The 17,639-nt window shown below is 32.7% G+C and carries 13 protein-coding genes; 2 read left to right on the top strand and 11 right to left on the bottom strand.

Annotation, left to right across the window (positions count from 1 at the left end; all coding sequences use genetic code 11):
• The 6 genes from AC1DMU_RS07460 to AC1DMU_RS07485 all read right to left on the bottom strand — a co-directional run bounded on the left by AC1DMU_RS07460 (window position 1) and on the right by AC1DMU_RS07485 (window position 11,857).
• Window positions 1-4,557, bottom strand: a complete 4,557-nt coding sequence (locus AC1DMU_RS07460; protein WP_088063389.1) for a non-ribosomal peptide synthetase — start codon at window positions 4,555-4,557, stop codon at window positions 1-3.
• A gap of 13 nt (window positions 4,558-4,570) precedes the next feature.
• The gene (locus AC1DMU_RS07465) at window positions 4,571-5,824 is read right to left on the bottom strand and encodes an MFS transporter (protein WP_000848289.1); all 1,254 of its coding nucleotides are present in this window, start codon (window positions 5,822-5,824) and stop codon (window positions 4,571-4,573) included.
• A 1,085-nt stretch (window positions 5,825-6,909) separates the two neighbouring features.
• A complete protein-coding gene (locus AC1DMU_RS07470) occupies window positions 6,910-7,500 on the bottom strand; it encodes an SGNH/GDSL hydrolase family protein (RefSeq protein ID WP_088063388.1) in 591 nt (196 codons plus the stop codon).
• 355 nt (window positions 7,501-7,855) lie between these two features.
• Window positions 7,856-9,004 carry an acyltransferase family protein gene (locus AC1DMU_RS07475; protein ID WP_088063387.1) on the bottom strand — a complete coding sequence of 383 codons (1,149 nt, stop codon included), beginning with the start codon at window positions 9,002-9,004 and terminating at the stop codon, window positions 7,856-7,858.
• Between the two features lie 552 nt (window positions 9,005-9,556).
• The gene (locus tag AC1DMU_RS07480) at window positions 9,557-10,870 is read right to left on the bottom strand and encodes a D-alanyl-D-alanine carboxypeptidase family protein (protein ID WP_098134232.1); all 1,314 of its coding nucleotides are present in this window, start codon (window positions 10,868-10,870) and stop codon (window positions 9,557-9,559) included.
• 327 nt (window positions 10,871-11,197) lie between these two features.
• Window positions 11,198-11,857 carry a CatB-related O-acetyltransferase gene (locus AC1DMU_RS07485; protein WP_088063385.1) on the bottom strand — a complete coding sequence of 220 codons (660 nt, stop codon included), beginning with the start codon at window positions 11,855-11,857 and terminating at the stop codon, window positions 11,198-11,200.
• 453 nt (window positions 11,858-12,310) lie between these two features.
• Here AC1DMU_RS07485 and AC1DMU_RS07490 point away from each other — a divergent pair, with 453 nt between their 5' ends.
• Window positions 12,311-12,781 carry a DUF5065 family protein gene (locus AC1DMU_RS07490; protein ID WP_088063384.1) on the top strand — a complete coding sequence of 157 codons (471 nt, stop codon included), beginning with the start codon at window positions 12,311-12,313 and terminating at the stop codon, window positions 12,779-12,781.
• Window positions 12,782-13,370: 589 nt separating this feature from the next.
• Here AC1DMU_RS07490 and pepD read toward each other — a convergent pair.
• Complete coding sequence (pepD, locus tag AC1DMU_RS07495; protein ID WP_088063383.1) at window positions 13,371-14,840, bottom strand: beta-Ala-His dipeptidase; 1,470 nt, start codon at window positions 14,838-14,840, stop codon at window positions 13,371-13,373.
• 216 nt (window positions 14,841-15,056) lie between these two features.
• On the opposite strand from pepD, the gene AC1DMU_RS07500 reads away from it, so the two are divergent.
• Window positions 15,057-15,446, top strand: a complete 390-nt coding sequence (locus tag AC1DMU_RS07500; RefSeq protein ID WP_060488821.1) for a YxeA family protein — start codon at window positions 15,057-15,059, stop codon at window positions 15,444-15,446.
• Between the two features lie 18 nt (window positions 15,447-15,464).
• Here the strand turns inward: AC1DMU_RS07500 and spoIISB are convergent, their stop codons facing one another.
• The 4 genes from spoIISB to gpmA all read right to left on the bottom strand — a co-directional run bounded on the left by spoIISB (window position 15,465) and on the right by gpmA (window position 17,618).
• Window positions 15,465-15,641, bottom strand: a complete 177-nt coding sequence (spoIISB, locus tag AC1DMU_RS07505; protein ID WP_046959435.1) for a stage II sporulation protein SB — start codon at window positions 15,639-15,641, stop codon at window positions 15,465-15,467.
• Between the two features lie 75 nt (window positions 15,642-15,716).
• The gene (locus AC1DMU_RS07510) at window positions 15,717-15,842 is read right to left on the bottom strand and encodes a hypothetical protein (protein WP_000588712.1); all 126 of its coding nucleotides are present in this window, start codon (window positions 15,840-15,842) and stop codon (window positions 15,717-15,719) included.
• A gap of 112 nt (window positions 15,843-15,954) precedes the next feature.
• On the bottom strand, window positions 15,955-16,692 hold the full coding sequence (locus tag AC1DMU_RS07515; protein WP_142291738.1) for a type II toxin-antitoxin system SpoIISA family toxin: 738 nt from the start codon (window positions 16,690-16,692) through the stop codon (window positions 15,955-15,957).
• A gap of 188 nt (window positions 16,693-16,880) precedes the next feature.
• On the bottom strand, window positions 16,881-17,618 hold the full coding sequence (gene gpmA / locus AC1DMU_RS07520; RefSeq protein ID WP_088063381.1) for a 2,3-diphosphoglycerate-dependent phosphoglycerate mutase: 738 nt from the start codon (window positions 17,616-17,618) through the stop codon (window positions 16,881-16,883).
• Window positions 17,619-17,639 lie beyond the last annotated feature (21 nt).

A 17,639-nucleotide genomic window follows, 5' to 3' on the forward strand; every position in this document is an offset into this window, starting at 1 on the left:
TTACACCCTCTTCTTTGTTAATTTAAGTAATACTTTGCTCAAGCTTTCTTCCGTAAGATCCTCTGCATCAGCAAAATCTGATACCGTAAAAGCAGACTCTGTTGTTGGTTTATTTATAAGTTGACGAAGATGCCTCAACATACCATCTGCTATCAATTGAATTTTTAATTTAGAAAACTGTTCTCTACTATACATCCAAACAAAATGTAACTTTTCATCTTTCACCATTCCGATAACATCAATTAGATGAGATGGTTTGGAATCTGGATCATGATCTAAAAATGTAAATCCTGTCTCTTGCATAAACAAAGATTCCCTTGAGAAAACCTGATCAAATTGGCCCAAATAGTTAAAACTTATTGAAGGCTTTTGCTGATAAAACGGAAGTAATCCTTTATTCAAGTAACGTAAAATACCATAGTCAACTCCACGATTCGGAATTCGACGCAATTGTTCTTTGACAGCCTTTAACCCTTCAATAGGTGTTTGAGTTCCTTGAAAATTGAGATGAACGGGATAAATACTCGTGAACCAGCCCACTGTCCTTGATAAATCAATACCTTCAATTACCTCTTCTCTTCCGTGTCCTTCTAGATGAATAGAAACCGTTTGCTGATTTGTACAATCGACGATAGCTTGTCCTAATGCCGTTAATAGTACCTCATCAATCCTTGTCTTATGAGTTACTGGGACTTCGTGTAACAATTCATATGTTTCTTCTATTCCTAAAGTCCCTGTCACTTGATCAATCGATTCTTCTGTTGTTTCTTGTATTGGATAGTCCATTGGAATTTTCATCGTTTCTTTTTCTACTTGTTCATTCCAATAATCTTGTACTTCTTTCGAAATACCCGAATCACTGTACGTCTGGAGTCGTTCAGACCAATCTTTAAAAGATGTACTTTTCGCAGGTAAGCGAACTTCTTGACCTTGTTTCATCTGGTTATATACCGTCTGTAAATCTTCCAATAGAATCCTCCATGATACTCCATCTACTACTAAATGATGAATCACCCAGAATATTCGATCATTTCCAGTCAAGTTATCCTCAAAGTACACTATCCTCATTAACGGACCAGTAACTAGATTGAAACTAGCTTGATTAATGTTCATCTCTTCTTGTATTATTGTATTCCACTCTTTTTCATTAACTTGATTCCGTTTTACAACATGGAGTACTGACAGCTCATCAGTCCCTTCATTTCTCTGCCTCCACGTTCCGTTTGGTAACTGTTTGTACCGGAAACGTAAAGCATCATGATGTTTGAGTAAAGTTACTATCGCTCCCTCTAGTAACTTCACATCGAATCTTTCTTTTACTCTTAATAGCATTGATTGATTCCAATGCTCCAGATGTGGATGTTCTTGCTCGAAGAACCAACACTGAATTGGAGTAAGAGACACATCACCTATCACAATTCCCTGCTCCGCTTGTACTCCCTGCGTTTTTATAGCCACTTGTGCCAGCTCAGCGATAGTTGGGCATTCAAACATTTGCTTTGGAGTAAGTTTTAACCCCACTTGACTTGCTTGAGATATGATTTGAATACTGAGAATCGAGTCGCCACCAATTTCAAAGAAATTATCATAGATTCCCACCTTTTTAACACCTAATACTTGCTTCCAAATGGTAGTCAGTATCTGTTCGTTACTATTCCGAGGGCCAACAGATTCACTATTAATCTGCTTTTCCTCCGGCATAGGTAAGGCCTCACGATCAACTTTACCGTTAGCTGTAAGTGGAATAGCTTCCATCACCACAAATCCCGAAGGAACCATATAACTTGGTAGTTTCGCTTTAAGATACTCTCTCCACGCATCTACATTTCCATCTCCTACAACATATGCTACTAATCTTTTATCGCCTGGCTGATCTTCTCTTACAATTACAACTGCCTCTTTTACAGATGCATATGTATGTAAAGTAGACTCAATCTCCCCAATCTCAATTCGGAAACCACGTATTTTAACCTGATGATCAATTCTTCCACGATAATCCAGATTTCCATCTGGCAAATACCTCGCTAAGTCTCCTGTCCGGTATAATCTCGCTTTCGGATCACTACTAAATGGATGAGATATAAAACGCTCTGCTGTTAATTCAGGTCTCTTTAAATACCCACGTGCCAGTCCTGCCCCACCAATATAAAGTTCACCATCAACACCTATAGGAACAGGTTGTTGATAAGCGTCCAGTATATACACTTCTAAATCGGGAATCCGCTTGCCAATATTACTTCTTGAAGCATGCTGCACATCTTCTAGAGTAATTGGATAATATGTAACATGAACGGTAGTTTCTGTAATTCCATACATATTAATTAACTGTGGTTTTTTCTCCCCATACATTTGAAACCACGGTAACAAGCTAGTAGGTTCTAACGCTTCTCCGCCAAATATGACATAACGCAGTTGCAAATTTTTATTCATATCTTCTTGTTCACACACTTGTATTAATTGTCGAAATGCGGAAGGTGTCTGATTTAGAACTGTGACTTCTTCCTCCACCAATAATTGATAAAAATCCTTAGGTGATCGACTAATCCAGTACGGAACAACAACTAATTTCCCACCATATAATAATGCTCCCCAAATTTCCCATACTGAGAAATCAAATGCATAAGAATGAAAAAGCGTCCAAGTATCTTTTTCATTAAACTGATACCAACAATCCGTTGATTTAAATAACCGAATGACATTGTGATGCTCTATCATAACACCCTTTGGATTCCCCGTTGATCCCGAAGTATAGATCACGTATGCTAAATTTTGGGAACTGACATCAGAAACCGGTAAAGTCTTACTTTCTTTCCCAATCTCATCTTGATCACGATCCAGGCAAATCGACTCAACATTTTCTGGTAAACATTTCAATTCTTTTAAACTTTCTTGCGTTACGAATAACTGAATGCTAGCATCTTCTAAAATATATTGAAGTCGCTGCTCTGGATATGTTGAATCAAGTGGAACATAAGCCCCACCAGCCTTCAAAATCCCTAAAATACCTACAATCATTTCGAGGGAACGTTCAACGCACAGTCCCACTAAAGTATCAGGTCTTACTCCCTTTTTCTGCAAATAATGAGCTAACTGATTTGCGCGTTCATTAAGCTCTCTATAAGTAACTTTTTCTTTTCCATACGTAACTGCAATATCGCGTGGATAGTTCAACGCTTGCTGTTCGAACAATTCATGAATAGTTACTTGAGATGGGAAATCCAGCTTAGGATTGTTGAACTCAACTAAACTTCTTCTTTTATCTTCATCAGAAATGATTTCGATTTCAGCTACCTTCTGCTTTGGTTTTTCAAAAGTGTTTTCCATTATCGCTAACATCACGTTAAAAAAACGTTTTATCTCTTCCTTAGAAAATAGCTCCTCACGATAATCAATATGTACATGTAAAGAGTCAATATCAATTAGATTTTCAATATGCACTGCAAAATCTTGCACCTCTTCATGGTTTGGAATCCATAGTGAGTCACCACTTTCATCACGATCCCTATAATCAATCGTAGTTCCGAAAAGTCTCACATTACTATTATTCTCTTTATTAATCTGCTTTAATAACAAATCAAATGGATATTTCTGGTGTCTCAATAATTTGCTTTGTTTTCTGGATACCCTACTAATAAATGAAAGTACTTCTTCTTCCGGATCAATATCCATTCTTAAAGGAACTGTACTCACCATCATTCCAATCAATTTTCGCTCCATTTTAGTCATACGATTGCCGTAAGCCATTCCTAAACCAATATCAAGCGATGAGGTCCACCGATACATGGATAACGAGAAAGCAGCAACAAAAAAAGTGTATAAACTAATTTTGTAATCTTCAGAAAATTTTTCTATCTTTCTCTTCAAATACTCCGTTAATATAAATGTCTCACGTGATGCTTTGGTACTAACTTGGTACGTATTATAGGGCTTCAATCCGGTCACAGATGGCAGTGTTTTAAATTCCTCTAACCAGAATTTTTGATCTTTTTGAAAGCGACTACTATTCAAGTATGTTTGTTCATTAGTCAGAAATTGAACATATGAATTTTCACTTTCGCCTTCCTCATTCTCGTTATACATTTCATAATAATATTTTGCAATCTGCTCAGTAAATATTTGAATTGATAAACCATCCATAATAATATGATGAACATTTCCAAAGACTGCACATTCATTATCGTTTAATTTTATTAAAGCGAAATAGTATAAATTTGAATTAAATAATGTAAACGTTTCTTTTGTTTTCTGCTCAATCCATTCCTCAAGTAAATTTGTATTCTCCACATTACTGAAATCAAAAAACTCAAATTCTTGTTCTTCATGTTTAATAAAATATTGTTTCGGTTCCTGATGCCCATTTTCTTTTAACCTAATGCACAGACCGTCATTTTCACTAATGACGCGATTCACAACTTGGTTTAATTTTGAATAATTCATTTTTCGATGAAGTTTAAATAAAAATCTTAAATTACATATTCCTTTATCAGAATGAATAACTTCTGTATACCATATTCTTCGCTGCGGATGGCTTAATGGATAACATTCCTCATTGGTCATAAAAATCTTCCCTTCAAAAATTATTTGCTCTTATAGGTTCGTGTTTATGTTTAGCCCATAAATATTTCTGCAGTGAAACTCCAATTACTCCAATGATAACAAGCCCAATCCCTCCATAAACATAAAGTTGAGTTACTCCGAACAAATGCACTAATGGGCCACTCATAGCAGGAGAAATAATTAAAACTGCGTTTGTTAAACTGCTTTGAATACCAAATACTCTTCCTACTTGATCTTGATCCGATTCTATTTGTAAAATGACTTGATTAGATACAAGCATCAGCCCACTTCCAATACCAGCGATAAAACTAATTAAATAGGCCAAAACGAAGACCGTACCGGGCGTTATCAAACCAATCCCCCCAAAACCAATTCCCATTAAAACCATACCTCCACATACTACCCAGCCATATTGAAATTGTTTTAATTTCTGAGTTAGTAATGCACCAAGTATTCCGCCAAGACCAATAATAGAAATGATATATCCCATTTTACTTTTATCATGTGGGAATAAGCTCTTAAATAAAGTTGGGAATTGTGAGTCTACTAATTGTAATACTGCCATGGCTATTGTAACAAAAATCATAGTTGATAATATTATCCGATTAGATAACACATAACCCCACCCTTGTACCCAAGCGGTCCAGGTACTTTGTTTTTGCTTTTCAACAAATTCTTTCGATATAGTTTCTTTAAATTTTATTGTGGGTATCAGAACTAAGGTAGCTAATAAGCAACTTATAGCTCTTATAATGAGGCAGAACTCTGGTTGAAACCAGCTCAGCAACATGCCCCCTATAAGTGGGCCTACTATCTTGGTACCCTGCTCTACTATTCCGTTGATACTTACTGCTTTAGTAAGCAAATCCGGGGAGACAATCTGTCTTGTTAGTGTTTGCTGTGCAGGATAATAGAAAACAATAAAAATGGAACGAATCATTAATGCCACTAAGAGCCAGTGGATATCTTGTACAAATAAAAGAGCAATCGTTATTAGACCAACCATTAGATTACAGAACATCATAATTGGAATTTTTCTAAAACGATCTGCAATAACACCCGCCCATGAGCCAAAAATAATTCCTGGAAGTGCATATGCAACAGGAATCAATCCAATCATAGTAGGATCTACTTCCCATTCAAACCCAACTATAGTCATAATCGCTAACATATCAATAAAAACACCAAGCATAAGCAATGAATAGGCAGAGAAAACTTGTAAATAAACCCTATTTCCTAATAGGCCTTTTGAATCAATAGTTTTCATAAAAGCAAGCTCCTTAGGTTACTAATATAAACGCTTTTGCGTATAAGTTACCCCTTTATTAAACCTAATTAATCATTATAAAGATTTCACCTAGAATTTAACTTCGTCAAAACCTAGACTAATCTCAAGGTTCAGCGTATTTTAAATAGTCAGATAAATTTGAGTACACCTATTTCTTTGTCTTTATATCAACTGTTACAAAATAGACCTTTACCTTACACTAAAAACAGTTAAACATTAACTTAATATAACCATTTACAGTTGTTGCACATTCAATTCACATCCTTTTTAAAATTGGCTTTTTTCTATCTCAAATACTATCACACAAATATTTCACCTACTATATTCATAAAGTTGAAATATTTGAATCAGAAAATTCGGATAAAAAACCAAATCCACAAATCATAACAAACTATTATTTAGTTATATTTTCATTTTATAGATAGCTTTAACCATAAGAATATTAAGAATTAAGTTTTTTAATTTTATTAACATAATAGTTTATAGAGACTATAAATCCTACTAAATAAAAAGGTACATATACAATAAAGTATATGTACCTTTCCCTATCCTACATATTTTCTATTCAAATTAATTCCAATAACTAAAATAGATATTAAAAATATAATACTAACAATTACTAATGCACTCATAACAAAGATTGAATAATATATAGTATTGATTTTTTTACATTTACTACCTACTTAACTTATTGGACATTACTGCTTCAAAAAAATTACACATTATACGCAATCGGGATAAATCCCCAAAATATGATTTGACTATGTTATTATATAATATTGTTATGAATATATTTTAAGGTAATGTAACATCAGTTTTTCTATAAAAGAACTTAATTTTTATGTAGTACGAATTTATTTAGTAATATAATATATTAATTTAGGTATAAGAATGTTTAAAGATCACCTATTTCCGTAGGTGATCTTTTCTTGTGATACTGTATTTGTGCACTACTGTAGAAATATATCGTAGATACACTTTATTTGCTAAATTTTTAGTTCTTTCCATTTATTAAAAAACATAGCTTAATACAATTAATATCATATTTGTTAAATTGCAAACTATTATTTTGTCTTCTGTACAGGCAAACTACTAAAAATCAATTCAGCAACTTTTACATATCCTTTTGAGTTTGGATGAATTAAATCCTTAGACCAAAGCGTATTGTCATTAACTAAATGATGATTCCAAAAATCAACATGATGAAGCTTATACTCTCTGCTCAGTGAATGTATAACTTCATTTGCCTCTAATAATTGTTCTTTTATTACTTGTTTTTTTTCAGAAGCAAAAGGAAGCCTAACTGTAAAATCGGGAAGGTTTGCTATAATAATATCCGCCCCTGCTTTACTTAATGTATCTATCATAAATTCCATATCGTTCTTATATGCATCATGATTCCAACGTCCTTTTAAAACATCGTTTGCCCCTGCAATGAGACTAACCAAATCTGGATTAAAAGTTAATGCCTTTTCCAATTGCTGCGAGCGAATTTCTTTAGTTACTAACCCACGCTTTGCAAAATTGGCATATTCTATATCTTTTTCACACAGTTGAACCAAATGATCTACCCAGCTTTTTAATGCAATTCCCTCAACTTCATCCCCTATCCCCTCTGTAAAACTATCACCAATCGAGACAAATCGCTTCCACATATCTATTCCCCCTTTTTATTATTCATATCTATACTATACATTAGCTCACAATGTAATTGTTCTTTCTAAATGTTTTTGATTTCAATTATATTCCACTTTATTATATTTACATTTAGAATCCAAAATTGACCGATTCCTAAGTATACTTAGGAATCGGTCATATTCATATATTTACTAAAGAAATGAAGTTAAACTTTAATCAGTAGAGGTTTTCTTCATCCCTCACTGATTATTAGTTGAACCAATTGGGCTTTTACGGACAGTTAATTTCCCACCTAACTTCTTTGCTCTCGCTGAATTTTGAAGTGAGGGATCTTACTGTCCGGCAAATAGCGGGATATAATCCCTCTAGGTATTATACTTTTTTCAATAAATTTGTTGTTCTTTGTTTTGCCCAGTTGATACATTTCTTTTCGATTAAATGATACGAAACTATAGAAAAAAGTAGTGTCATTGTAATGCACAAAGTAAGAAGGAAAAAGATAGGTATCTTTGTATACAAAAGTTTAAATAGTACCATCATGATTGGAAAATGACACAAATAGATACTGTATGAAATTTCTCCTAAGTATACAAACACACTCTTATTTAAAAGTATTTTTACTTTTAGGTTACTCATAGCCATTATAATAAATATACTAACCCCCATTACGACACCCCAATCTTTTAATAAGAAAGTAGTATCATTACGGGAAAAACCATAAATTAAAATGGAATATAAATATAGAATAATTCCTAAGGCAATAAGAAATCCTTTTTTAAATTTTTTCATATTCCTATATGAGTAGATAAGTTTTTCCTGATGCTTAAAAAGTAACATTCCAACCATAAACATAGATGTAAAATGCAGTGTATCGGCATAACCATTATAAAATCCTTCAGCTTTCCCAATATGCAACATATTAAGAAAAACACTAATTAAAGAAAAGCTCAAAGCAAATAGTATCGTTTTCTTCCAATTCAGTTTATAAAAAAGAAGGAATAACAAAGGAAACACAATAGATATACGCATTTCTTGAGCCAATGACCAAATAACTGGATTATAATTTTCCGTAAAAAAGTTATTAAGAAGCACAAAGTGGTTTATAATATCTAATTTTGTTATAGACCCTTGCCACCTATCATAGAACCAATCCCGTAGTCCTACCACTTCATATGGCGAAAATAAAATAAATAAAACAAAGGTAACGATTATCCAAAAATAATAAGGAATATAGATTCTTACAAATCTCTTAATTAAATATCCCCAATAATTTGTTTTTGAATAATAAAGTGCCATAGATAACACAAAACCACTTAGTACATAAAAAACGATAACAGCTTCCCCACCCGCCCATAAAAACCTAAGCGGGGAAAATTTAATAGAATTAGGCAACGATGGTAGCATTAAACAAAAATGTCCAAATACCACAGTAAGTGCCGCTAACCCTCGTATGGAATCTAATTCTTTTATTCTCTTACTCATAAAATGTTCTCCTTGTAAATTGTAGATTTTGCTTTTCATAAATGCCACTATGCAAATGTAGTGGGAGAATTGTACATATTGTTTCTTTAAATTTCTAATATAAGCAGTACAAAGTTAATTTGACCTCCATTTCTTTATATACATAATTTAAAACAAAATATTTAATACAAAGAAAAGATTTTATTAAATTTTTATAAAGTGAAACTTTAATCAGTGGGGGTCTTACTGCCCGTTAATGCGGGATAAAATCTAATTACAGAAATACTTACCGGATATTATTTTTTTATTGTCATTTGATGGAATAATGGGTGGTTTTTCATCATGTAACTTTATTAAACTAACCTTGCACCAGAATCCTTCAAATCGAAAGATTCATAATAAACGCCATCCTTTCTGTATATTTCTACAAAAAGAATAGCGTTTTTGGGGTATATGGATACAAATTTATTTTAGCTTGATAGAAATACAAAAAGTTCCGAAGGACCAAATTTGAAATGTAATACAATCTTTCATTCCAAACTATCCACATAAGAATCTATAATACTTTGAAACGTTTTGTTTCAGACTAATATTTAGTTGTATCCTATAAAATTAGCTTTTTACTATATCAACCGTACTATCCCACATACCGCTAAAAAAAGATCCTGTTTTACGTATAAAACGTGTAAACCAATTTGCTTGTTCCACATCAGATTTTGTTACAAGGTCTATTTGTAATGATTTACCTGATAAGAACCCAGAATCTGTATTATCTTTAGGAGAGATAATCATTTTACTAATAGTTACACCTTCTTTAATAGGCGCTTCTTGTTCCGTATTCAATACTTTAAATTCTTTTTTATAAATGTCTTTGTTGCCCTTCGGCATTGGAAGTGAAACAGCTTGCTTCGTTTGAACTACTACATCTTTGTCTTTTGCATTTGCCACTCGAACTGTTTCATGTCCTTTTACTACTGAATCTTTTCCATAGACATTCTTCACTTCAAAATTCGCAAATCCATAATCGTATAATTTCTTTGTTTCATCAAAACGTGCCGTATGAGATTTTGCTTTTATCACTACAGAAATTAGGCGCATACCGTTTCTTTCTACTGTACCAGTGAAACAATCTCCCGCTTCTGGAGTCGTTCCTGTTTTCAAACCATCTACACCTTCATATTGCTTAATTAAACCTTTTAACATCCAGTTAAAGTTCGCCATATCAATTGGATATTTACCACCCTCTTGGAATGTTTTTTTAGGAATTTTTGCTGTATTTAATATTTGGGGAAAATCTTGAATAAGACGTTGTGCTAAAATTGCACAATCCCTTGCAGACATTTTATTTTTCTCGTCTAGAGTCGTCCCTTCTAGGTGATATCCTTTTAAATCTTGATTTGTTAAGCCTGTAGAGTTTACAAACTTATAATCTTTCATTCCAAACTCTTTCGACTTATCGTTCATCATTTTTACAAAATTGATCTCTTTACCAGCAATCTGTTCAACTAAAGCAATTGTTGCACCATTTGCAGAGTAAATCGCCATTGCCTCATATAACTCTTTTACCGTATAAGAGCCACCATTTTCTAATGGAACATTTGATAATGAACGATCTTGCGAAATCTTATGTGCATATTCAGAGATTTTAACTTTTTGATCCCATTTAAGTTTTCCTTTATCCACCGCTTCATGAACTAAGTATTCGCTCATCATTTTTGTCATACTAGCAATTGCCAATGATTCATCTGCATTTTTTTCATATAAAATTTTTCCGGAATTTGCTTCTATTAAAATTGCTGATCCTGCTTCAACGTCTATAGCAGGAATTGTTTCCGCTGATGTTCTTCCAAATGTAACGACCATGCTACAAAATAGTGTAAGCACTGTTACTATTGCAATAAATCCCTTGCAAAACATATCTTTCACTTCTGTTACCTCCAATATTTTTGTACTCAAAAAACGTTGTTCTAACATAACCCTTCAAAAAATAGACAGCGTTATCAAATTCTATATACATATAAGACATTAGGACCACTTTCATATAGAACATCTCATCCCACCCTTTTAGACACACTGACACTTAGTATTCCCACACATATCCCTCTTTTTAATACCTTTGTATTTTTCAAAATGATTCGTACTTTCATATTTTTTAGGATTACACTTAATAGACAATATAAGTAATACATTTGTTCCACATTTACAAAAAATAAAAAACTACATCCTATACTGGATGTAGTTTTTCTAACTGATTTATTTATTTTTCACTTGATTTTTATAAAAAGCAAATAATGGTTCGATGGATGGACTAGATAGCAGCGGGATTGCCTTCTCAATCAATTTCCTATCCCAATCAAACCAACGCATTTCCATTAATATATTTATCTCTATATCAGTGAATCGTTTCTTTATTTCCTTAGCAGGATTTCCACCAACTATTGTATACGGCGGAACATCTTTACTTACGACAGATCCTGCAGCAACAATTGCTCCTTCACCAATAGTAACGCCAGGCATTATTATTGCATTCATTCCAATCCAAGCATCACTTTTAATGACTGTATCACCCTTCGGTTCATATGAATGTTCAATTTGCTCAGCGAATGGATATACTGTAATCCATTCTGCGTGATGATTATGATTACCGCCCATTAAAATGACTACTCCACTAGCAATACAAACATATTTCCCAATAATAAGTCTATCAAGATGCCATCCCATCTGTTCAATTGGATTGAAAAGTGCACGGGACTTAGCATCCCCCCACAAATACCTTACACAGCCATCTTCAAAATTTTGATGACTATAATACCCTGAATAATAGGAGTACTCTCCTACTTCAATGAGTGGATTTGTTACTATATCTTTTAAATACTTCGTTTCTGACCAATGATTAAATAATGGATGCTTCATAACTTTATTCCTCGCTTCTAAGTATTGTAGATTTTTGTAATTCACTTAGAAGCTTAATACGACTGCTACATTTTTTAGCTTTCTCAAACGACGAACCATTAAATTCAAGCCTTTCTTTTATAATAAAAAATCATAACTTGATAATTTACATAAGTCAAATTGTAAAATTATATACCCAAACTTAAGATGTGCATTGAAATTTCAGTTTTAAAATAATCATGTTTTCAATTAATAAATCGCAATTACATATAATAAAGGTTTATTAGCTATATCTCTAACTTCTTTCTTAAATTACCCTTCACTTCCTCGATATAATTTTATTATTCATTAATTTGTCTGATAAATCAATAAATGTTAATATAATTATAGAAGATATTATCATCCATTAGATTTCACAGCTAGTTTTTCACAAAAACGATTTCTGAATCCTTAAGTAAATAGGAGGTTTAGAACATGAAACTTTTAAGGCAATCAACAATTATTGGTGCATTGACTGTTGGAGGATTTTTATTTTCGAATACAATTGGTACAATCACACCTGTGTCTGCTGAATCGCAACTTACACAAAAAGAATCACGATTTTTAGATAATTGGCAGTGGCAAAGCTATTTTTTATTACATCATAATGCAGATTTTATAGAAGAGTTAGCAGTTGGTGACTTAAAGCATGGAGATACATTCGATGTTACTATATATACTGGTGGTAAGGATACTGGTATTGTAAAAATATATCAATTGAGTGAAAATGAAAATAATGAAATAAACTTGCATAGATATAAAACCATTTATGACTCAGGTCTAAAACATAATTATGGTAGATTTGTAACACCTATTACTAAGGTTTATAATCCAGGAACATATGTAGCCGTTATGAAACTTGGAGAAAATTATTATTATGGGGGCAGCTTTAAAATCTCAAAATAATTTACGTTTATCTCACCAATAAACATTGGATACCATTGTTATTAGACAAAAACTATTTTAAAAGCTCTCTGCCTTATATAAGGTAGAGAGCTTTTTGATTGTCCGCCCTTTTTAAGGTTAGAAAAAATCCTTACTTTCTTTATAAATTAGCATTTTTATTCACGAACTGTTTTCACTTCTTTATGCCCTACAATTCGATATGCAATATTGCATATTCTATATGTTCATTCTTTAAACATGCGATAATTTATTTATATAAAGGTCTAAAATTAATATTGGAAGGAGAATATTACATGTCTTTCTTTTCTTGGTCTCCTCTTATTTTCTTAATAGTTGTCGCAATTATCATTTCTATTCAAAAGGCTAAGAAACAATAATTTATTATTTGGAGGTGTAATAATGTCATTTGCAGCATGGAGTGCAATTTTTATGACTTTAATCGGAGCAGTATCCGGAGCAATCTTTGGTACAATATCCTCTAGAAATAAAAGTAAAAATTAAATACTAACGTAAAAAAGAATTTCTAATAAAATTCTATACAAAAAAGTAGCCTATAAAGTTTTATTGGCTACTTTTCATTTCATCCATATTATTTAGCTAATTCTTTCGTACCCTTCATTACATCAACGAAGAATCCCCAGTTATTCACAACAGAAGAAATACTAATATGTTCATCTGGTGTATGAACGTTAAAAATGTCTGGACCAAATGAAATCGCATCTAAGTCAGGCATCTTTTGAACGAATGCACTACATTCAATACCTGCATGTACAGCGAAGATTTCAGCATCCTTGTTGTATTTTTCTTGATGCACTTTTTCAAACAAATTACGAATTTGTGAATTCGGATTGTATGGCCATTCTGGATACTCTGACTCTATTTCAAATGTTGCACCAACTAATTCGGCAATACATTTAATCTCATCTGCAACATGTTGTTTTAAACTACTGACAGAACTTCTCACTTCGTTACGTAATTTAATTTCATCTTGCAACGTTTCAATAACGCCTAAATTTGTTGAACTTTCTACAAGACCTTTAATATCCATGCTCATACTTTGAATGCCGTTTGGAATTAAGAATAATGATGAAATAAGTTGCTTTTGTGTCTCTTTAGCAAATACTTTTTCTACTTTTTCATCCAATTTTGTAATTGTAACATGAACATCTGGATCAACAGCACGCATTTCTTCTTGTAATACTCTTGTCCATGAGTCTAGTTTTTCTTCTACTTTCTCTACATCTTCTGTAGCTAATACAATTGTAGCTACACTTTCACGCGGAATTGCATTTGTTTTTAATCCGCCGTGAACTTCACTTATTTCAAATTGAATATTTGCTAATAAATCACGTAATACTCGTCCTAATACTTTGTTCGCATTACCACGTTGTTTATCAATTTCCATACCAGAATGTCCGCCTTTTAAACCACCAACATATAGACGGTATGCATCCGTATTAGCTGGCGCTTCATCCCATATTACTGGAATTGTTTCTACAGCTTTCGCACCACCTGCGCTACTTACAAGTAATTTATGATCTTCTTCAGAATCGATATTTATAAAAATCTTTCCTTCAAAGTGATTTGCATCAACAGCGAAAGCCCCGCCCATTGTCGTTTCTTCTTCAGTAGTAATAACTACTTCAAGTGCTGGATGCGAAATGTTTGATGCATCTAATAAAGCCATTGCATACGCAACTGCAATACCATTATCCGCTCCTAAAGTCGTTTGATTTGCATATAACATGTCCCCAATAATTCGTAATTCAATTGGATCTTTTTCAAAATCATGTACGGTTGCTTGATTTTTTTCACATACCATATCCATATGACCTTGAATGATAATAGCTGGTACATTTTCATAGCCAGCAGTTGCGTCTTTTTTAATAATGACATTCATTGCTTCATCTTGAATCACTTCTAAGTTACGCTCTTTTGCAAACCACACTAAATAATCACTAATTTCTTTTTCATTACCCGATCCTCTAGGAATCTTTGAAATTTCTGCAAAATGATAAAATACAGGGTGCTTTGTTAATTGTTCTAAAGTAGAATACATTTTTAAGCTCCTCTCAAAATGACAAAATAATATGTAAGTCTTTTATCATTATACCATGATTCATTATTTTACCTTTCTTTTAACTTTTTAATATATTGTTCATTTTATGGACAACACTCTTACAACATTGTAAGGGGGTTGTAATCTAAATCGATTTTTCTCATTTCATAATAGCCGTATACTGTGTAAAGAAACAAATTGAAGGAGATAAAGAAAATGAAAAGGTTTTTAGCGATTATTACACTATGTTTATTATTTTCTAGTTTTACTATTGGATGTGAAAGAGCATCATTAAATCGAATTGGTAAAGATGTATATTACGTACAGATACAAGGCGAAGGAACTATCGAAAAAGTTGAAGGTAAAAACTTAAGAAACTACACACTGCCTGCTTATGACGAAGACGGAGTAAAAAAACAAATTACATTTAGAAGTAAGAAAGCATCAAACGAACATAAATTAAATGAAAATGCATTTTTATGTCTTTATGTAGATCAAGATGATAAGAGTAAAAATGAAATATCATCAATTGAAGTGAAGTCATATGAAGAGGTTCAGGAAGCTGACTTACCTGCAAAAGTAAAAGAAAAGTTAAATGCTAAATAAAAAACAAAAGAAAATGCACTATGCATTTTCTTTTGTTTTTTTCACTCGTATATATTTTGAACCGCTATTATTCATCAGTTTCTCTAAACGATTTATATTTTCTGTTAATGCACCTTTCACAAGAGAGAAATCTGTATTTGGTTCCTCTTTTTTTTCTTTAAAAAATGAAGACTTTTGTACATTTATTTCAGCCATCTCTTCTCCCCCTTTTCAAAAAGATACAATCTTCTATTTATATTATATCGCAAATGTAGACAGCATGTACACGTATCATTTTCTTTTTAATTCTTCTTCTAACTCTTCTACTTGCTGTAATGTATCTCCTTTTATTAACGAGAAATCTGTTGTATCTTCATTATCTTCTTTAAAAAAATCATTGTCATAATCTTTTATCACTACAATCACCTCTACGTGCTAGTGTAGGAATGATTGTCCGATTTTATACAAGTTTGTCTAAATTTGCTTTACCTTTATGTATAAGTGAAAAGGACAGAAGAAAATCCTGTCCTTATTTACTAAAATAACTATGATGTATTGTTAAATTATATACATTTTCAAAATCTCGATCTTGCAGATTATTTTTCTTCCCATCAATAACAATGAAAACATCACTCACAATTTTTGCTGGTATAATGCCGACATTTTCTACTTGTACCGCTTTCTGCTCATTCAACTGCTCAATGTGTTCAAACGGAACGATAATACTAAATTGAGAACGGATACCGCGAAAGTTAGTATTTAATTCCTTTGCCGCTTCAAATACGACAATTTTCGCACCAATCTTTTCCCCATACGAATCTAAAAATGCGTTTAAGCTTTTTGTATACTCTTCTTCCGTATGCCATTCCATTGTACCGAACATTGCTGGATTGACATTTTGAATAATTGTTGTATATATTTCCCCTCTTGCTTTAGAAGCAATTAAAGACCGTTTTATCGATTGAACAGTCTTGCCGATATCGCTAAATTTCGCTCCCCATATTTCGGAAATATTAGGTGTTAAAATAAATGCGATATCAACGAAAATAACCATTGCAGTGAACATTAATAGGTTTTTCCAGAGGGTTAAATCAATTCCTTTTATCATGAAATACACAGTGACTGATATTATAAACAACCCATACCAAGTCTTTCTAATACGTTGCTTTTTCTCCTCGTACAACTCTTCGTTTCTCCAGTAAAAGAACACAAGAACGAGAAAAACGATTGCTAAAATAAATAAGCCGATTCGAATGTTAGAGATCACCAATGACATCACCCTCCATTCAAAAACTACTCACGATATCATTACATGCACAAGCAGCCCTCTTTATGACAAAAGACGTGGACAAGCTTCTAAATTTAGCAATATCGCATATACATTAGAAGGTACCACGTCTTTTATCATGAATCTACATTGTATATGTAGACAAGCATGCGTTTCAAATTTTCATGTTAAAAAGAAATATGTTTCGGAATTTTCCCTTTTGGTACTTCTCCGTCCATACTTAAGTAATAATGACGAATCGGACGTAAATCATCGTCTAATTCATAAACGAGTGGAATGCTCGTTGGAATATTTAATGAAACAACACCATCGCTTGAAAGGTTATCTAAGTATTTCACTAGCGAACGAATCGTATTACCGTGTGATGAAATAATTACCTTTTCACCACTTTTTAATGATGGCGCGATTTCTGAATGCCAATAATCAAGTACTCTTTTCTCCGTATCCACTAAACATTCAGTCAATGGAAACTCACCTTTTTTAAGTGTTTTATATTTTGGATCATTCATTTCATATCTAGGATCATCCTCAGTAAGAGCAGGTGGTCTTACATCAATACTTCTTCTCCAAATATGAACTTGCTCCTCACCATACTTTTTCGCAGTTTCATCTTTATTCAACCCTTGCAATGCACCGTAATGTCTTTCATTTAGCTTCCAAGATTTATGTACTGGTACCCAAGCAAGATCCATCTCATGAAGTACAATCCATAACGTCCGGATTGCTCGTTTTAATACAGATGTATACGCGACATCAAAAGTATATCCATTTTTCTTTAAAATCCCTCCTGCTTCTCTCGCTTCACTTAATCCATTCTCTGATAAATCTACATCTGTCCATCCTGTAAAGCGATTTTCAAGATTCCATAAACTTTGTCCGTGACGAATAAGTACAAGTTTTATCATAATAATTCCCCTCTCGGAAAT

This window comes from Bacillus sp. 01N45 (assembly GCF_056399205.1).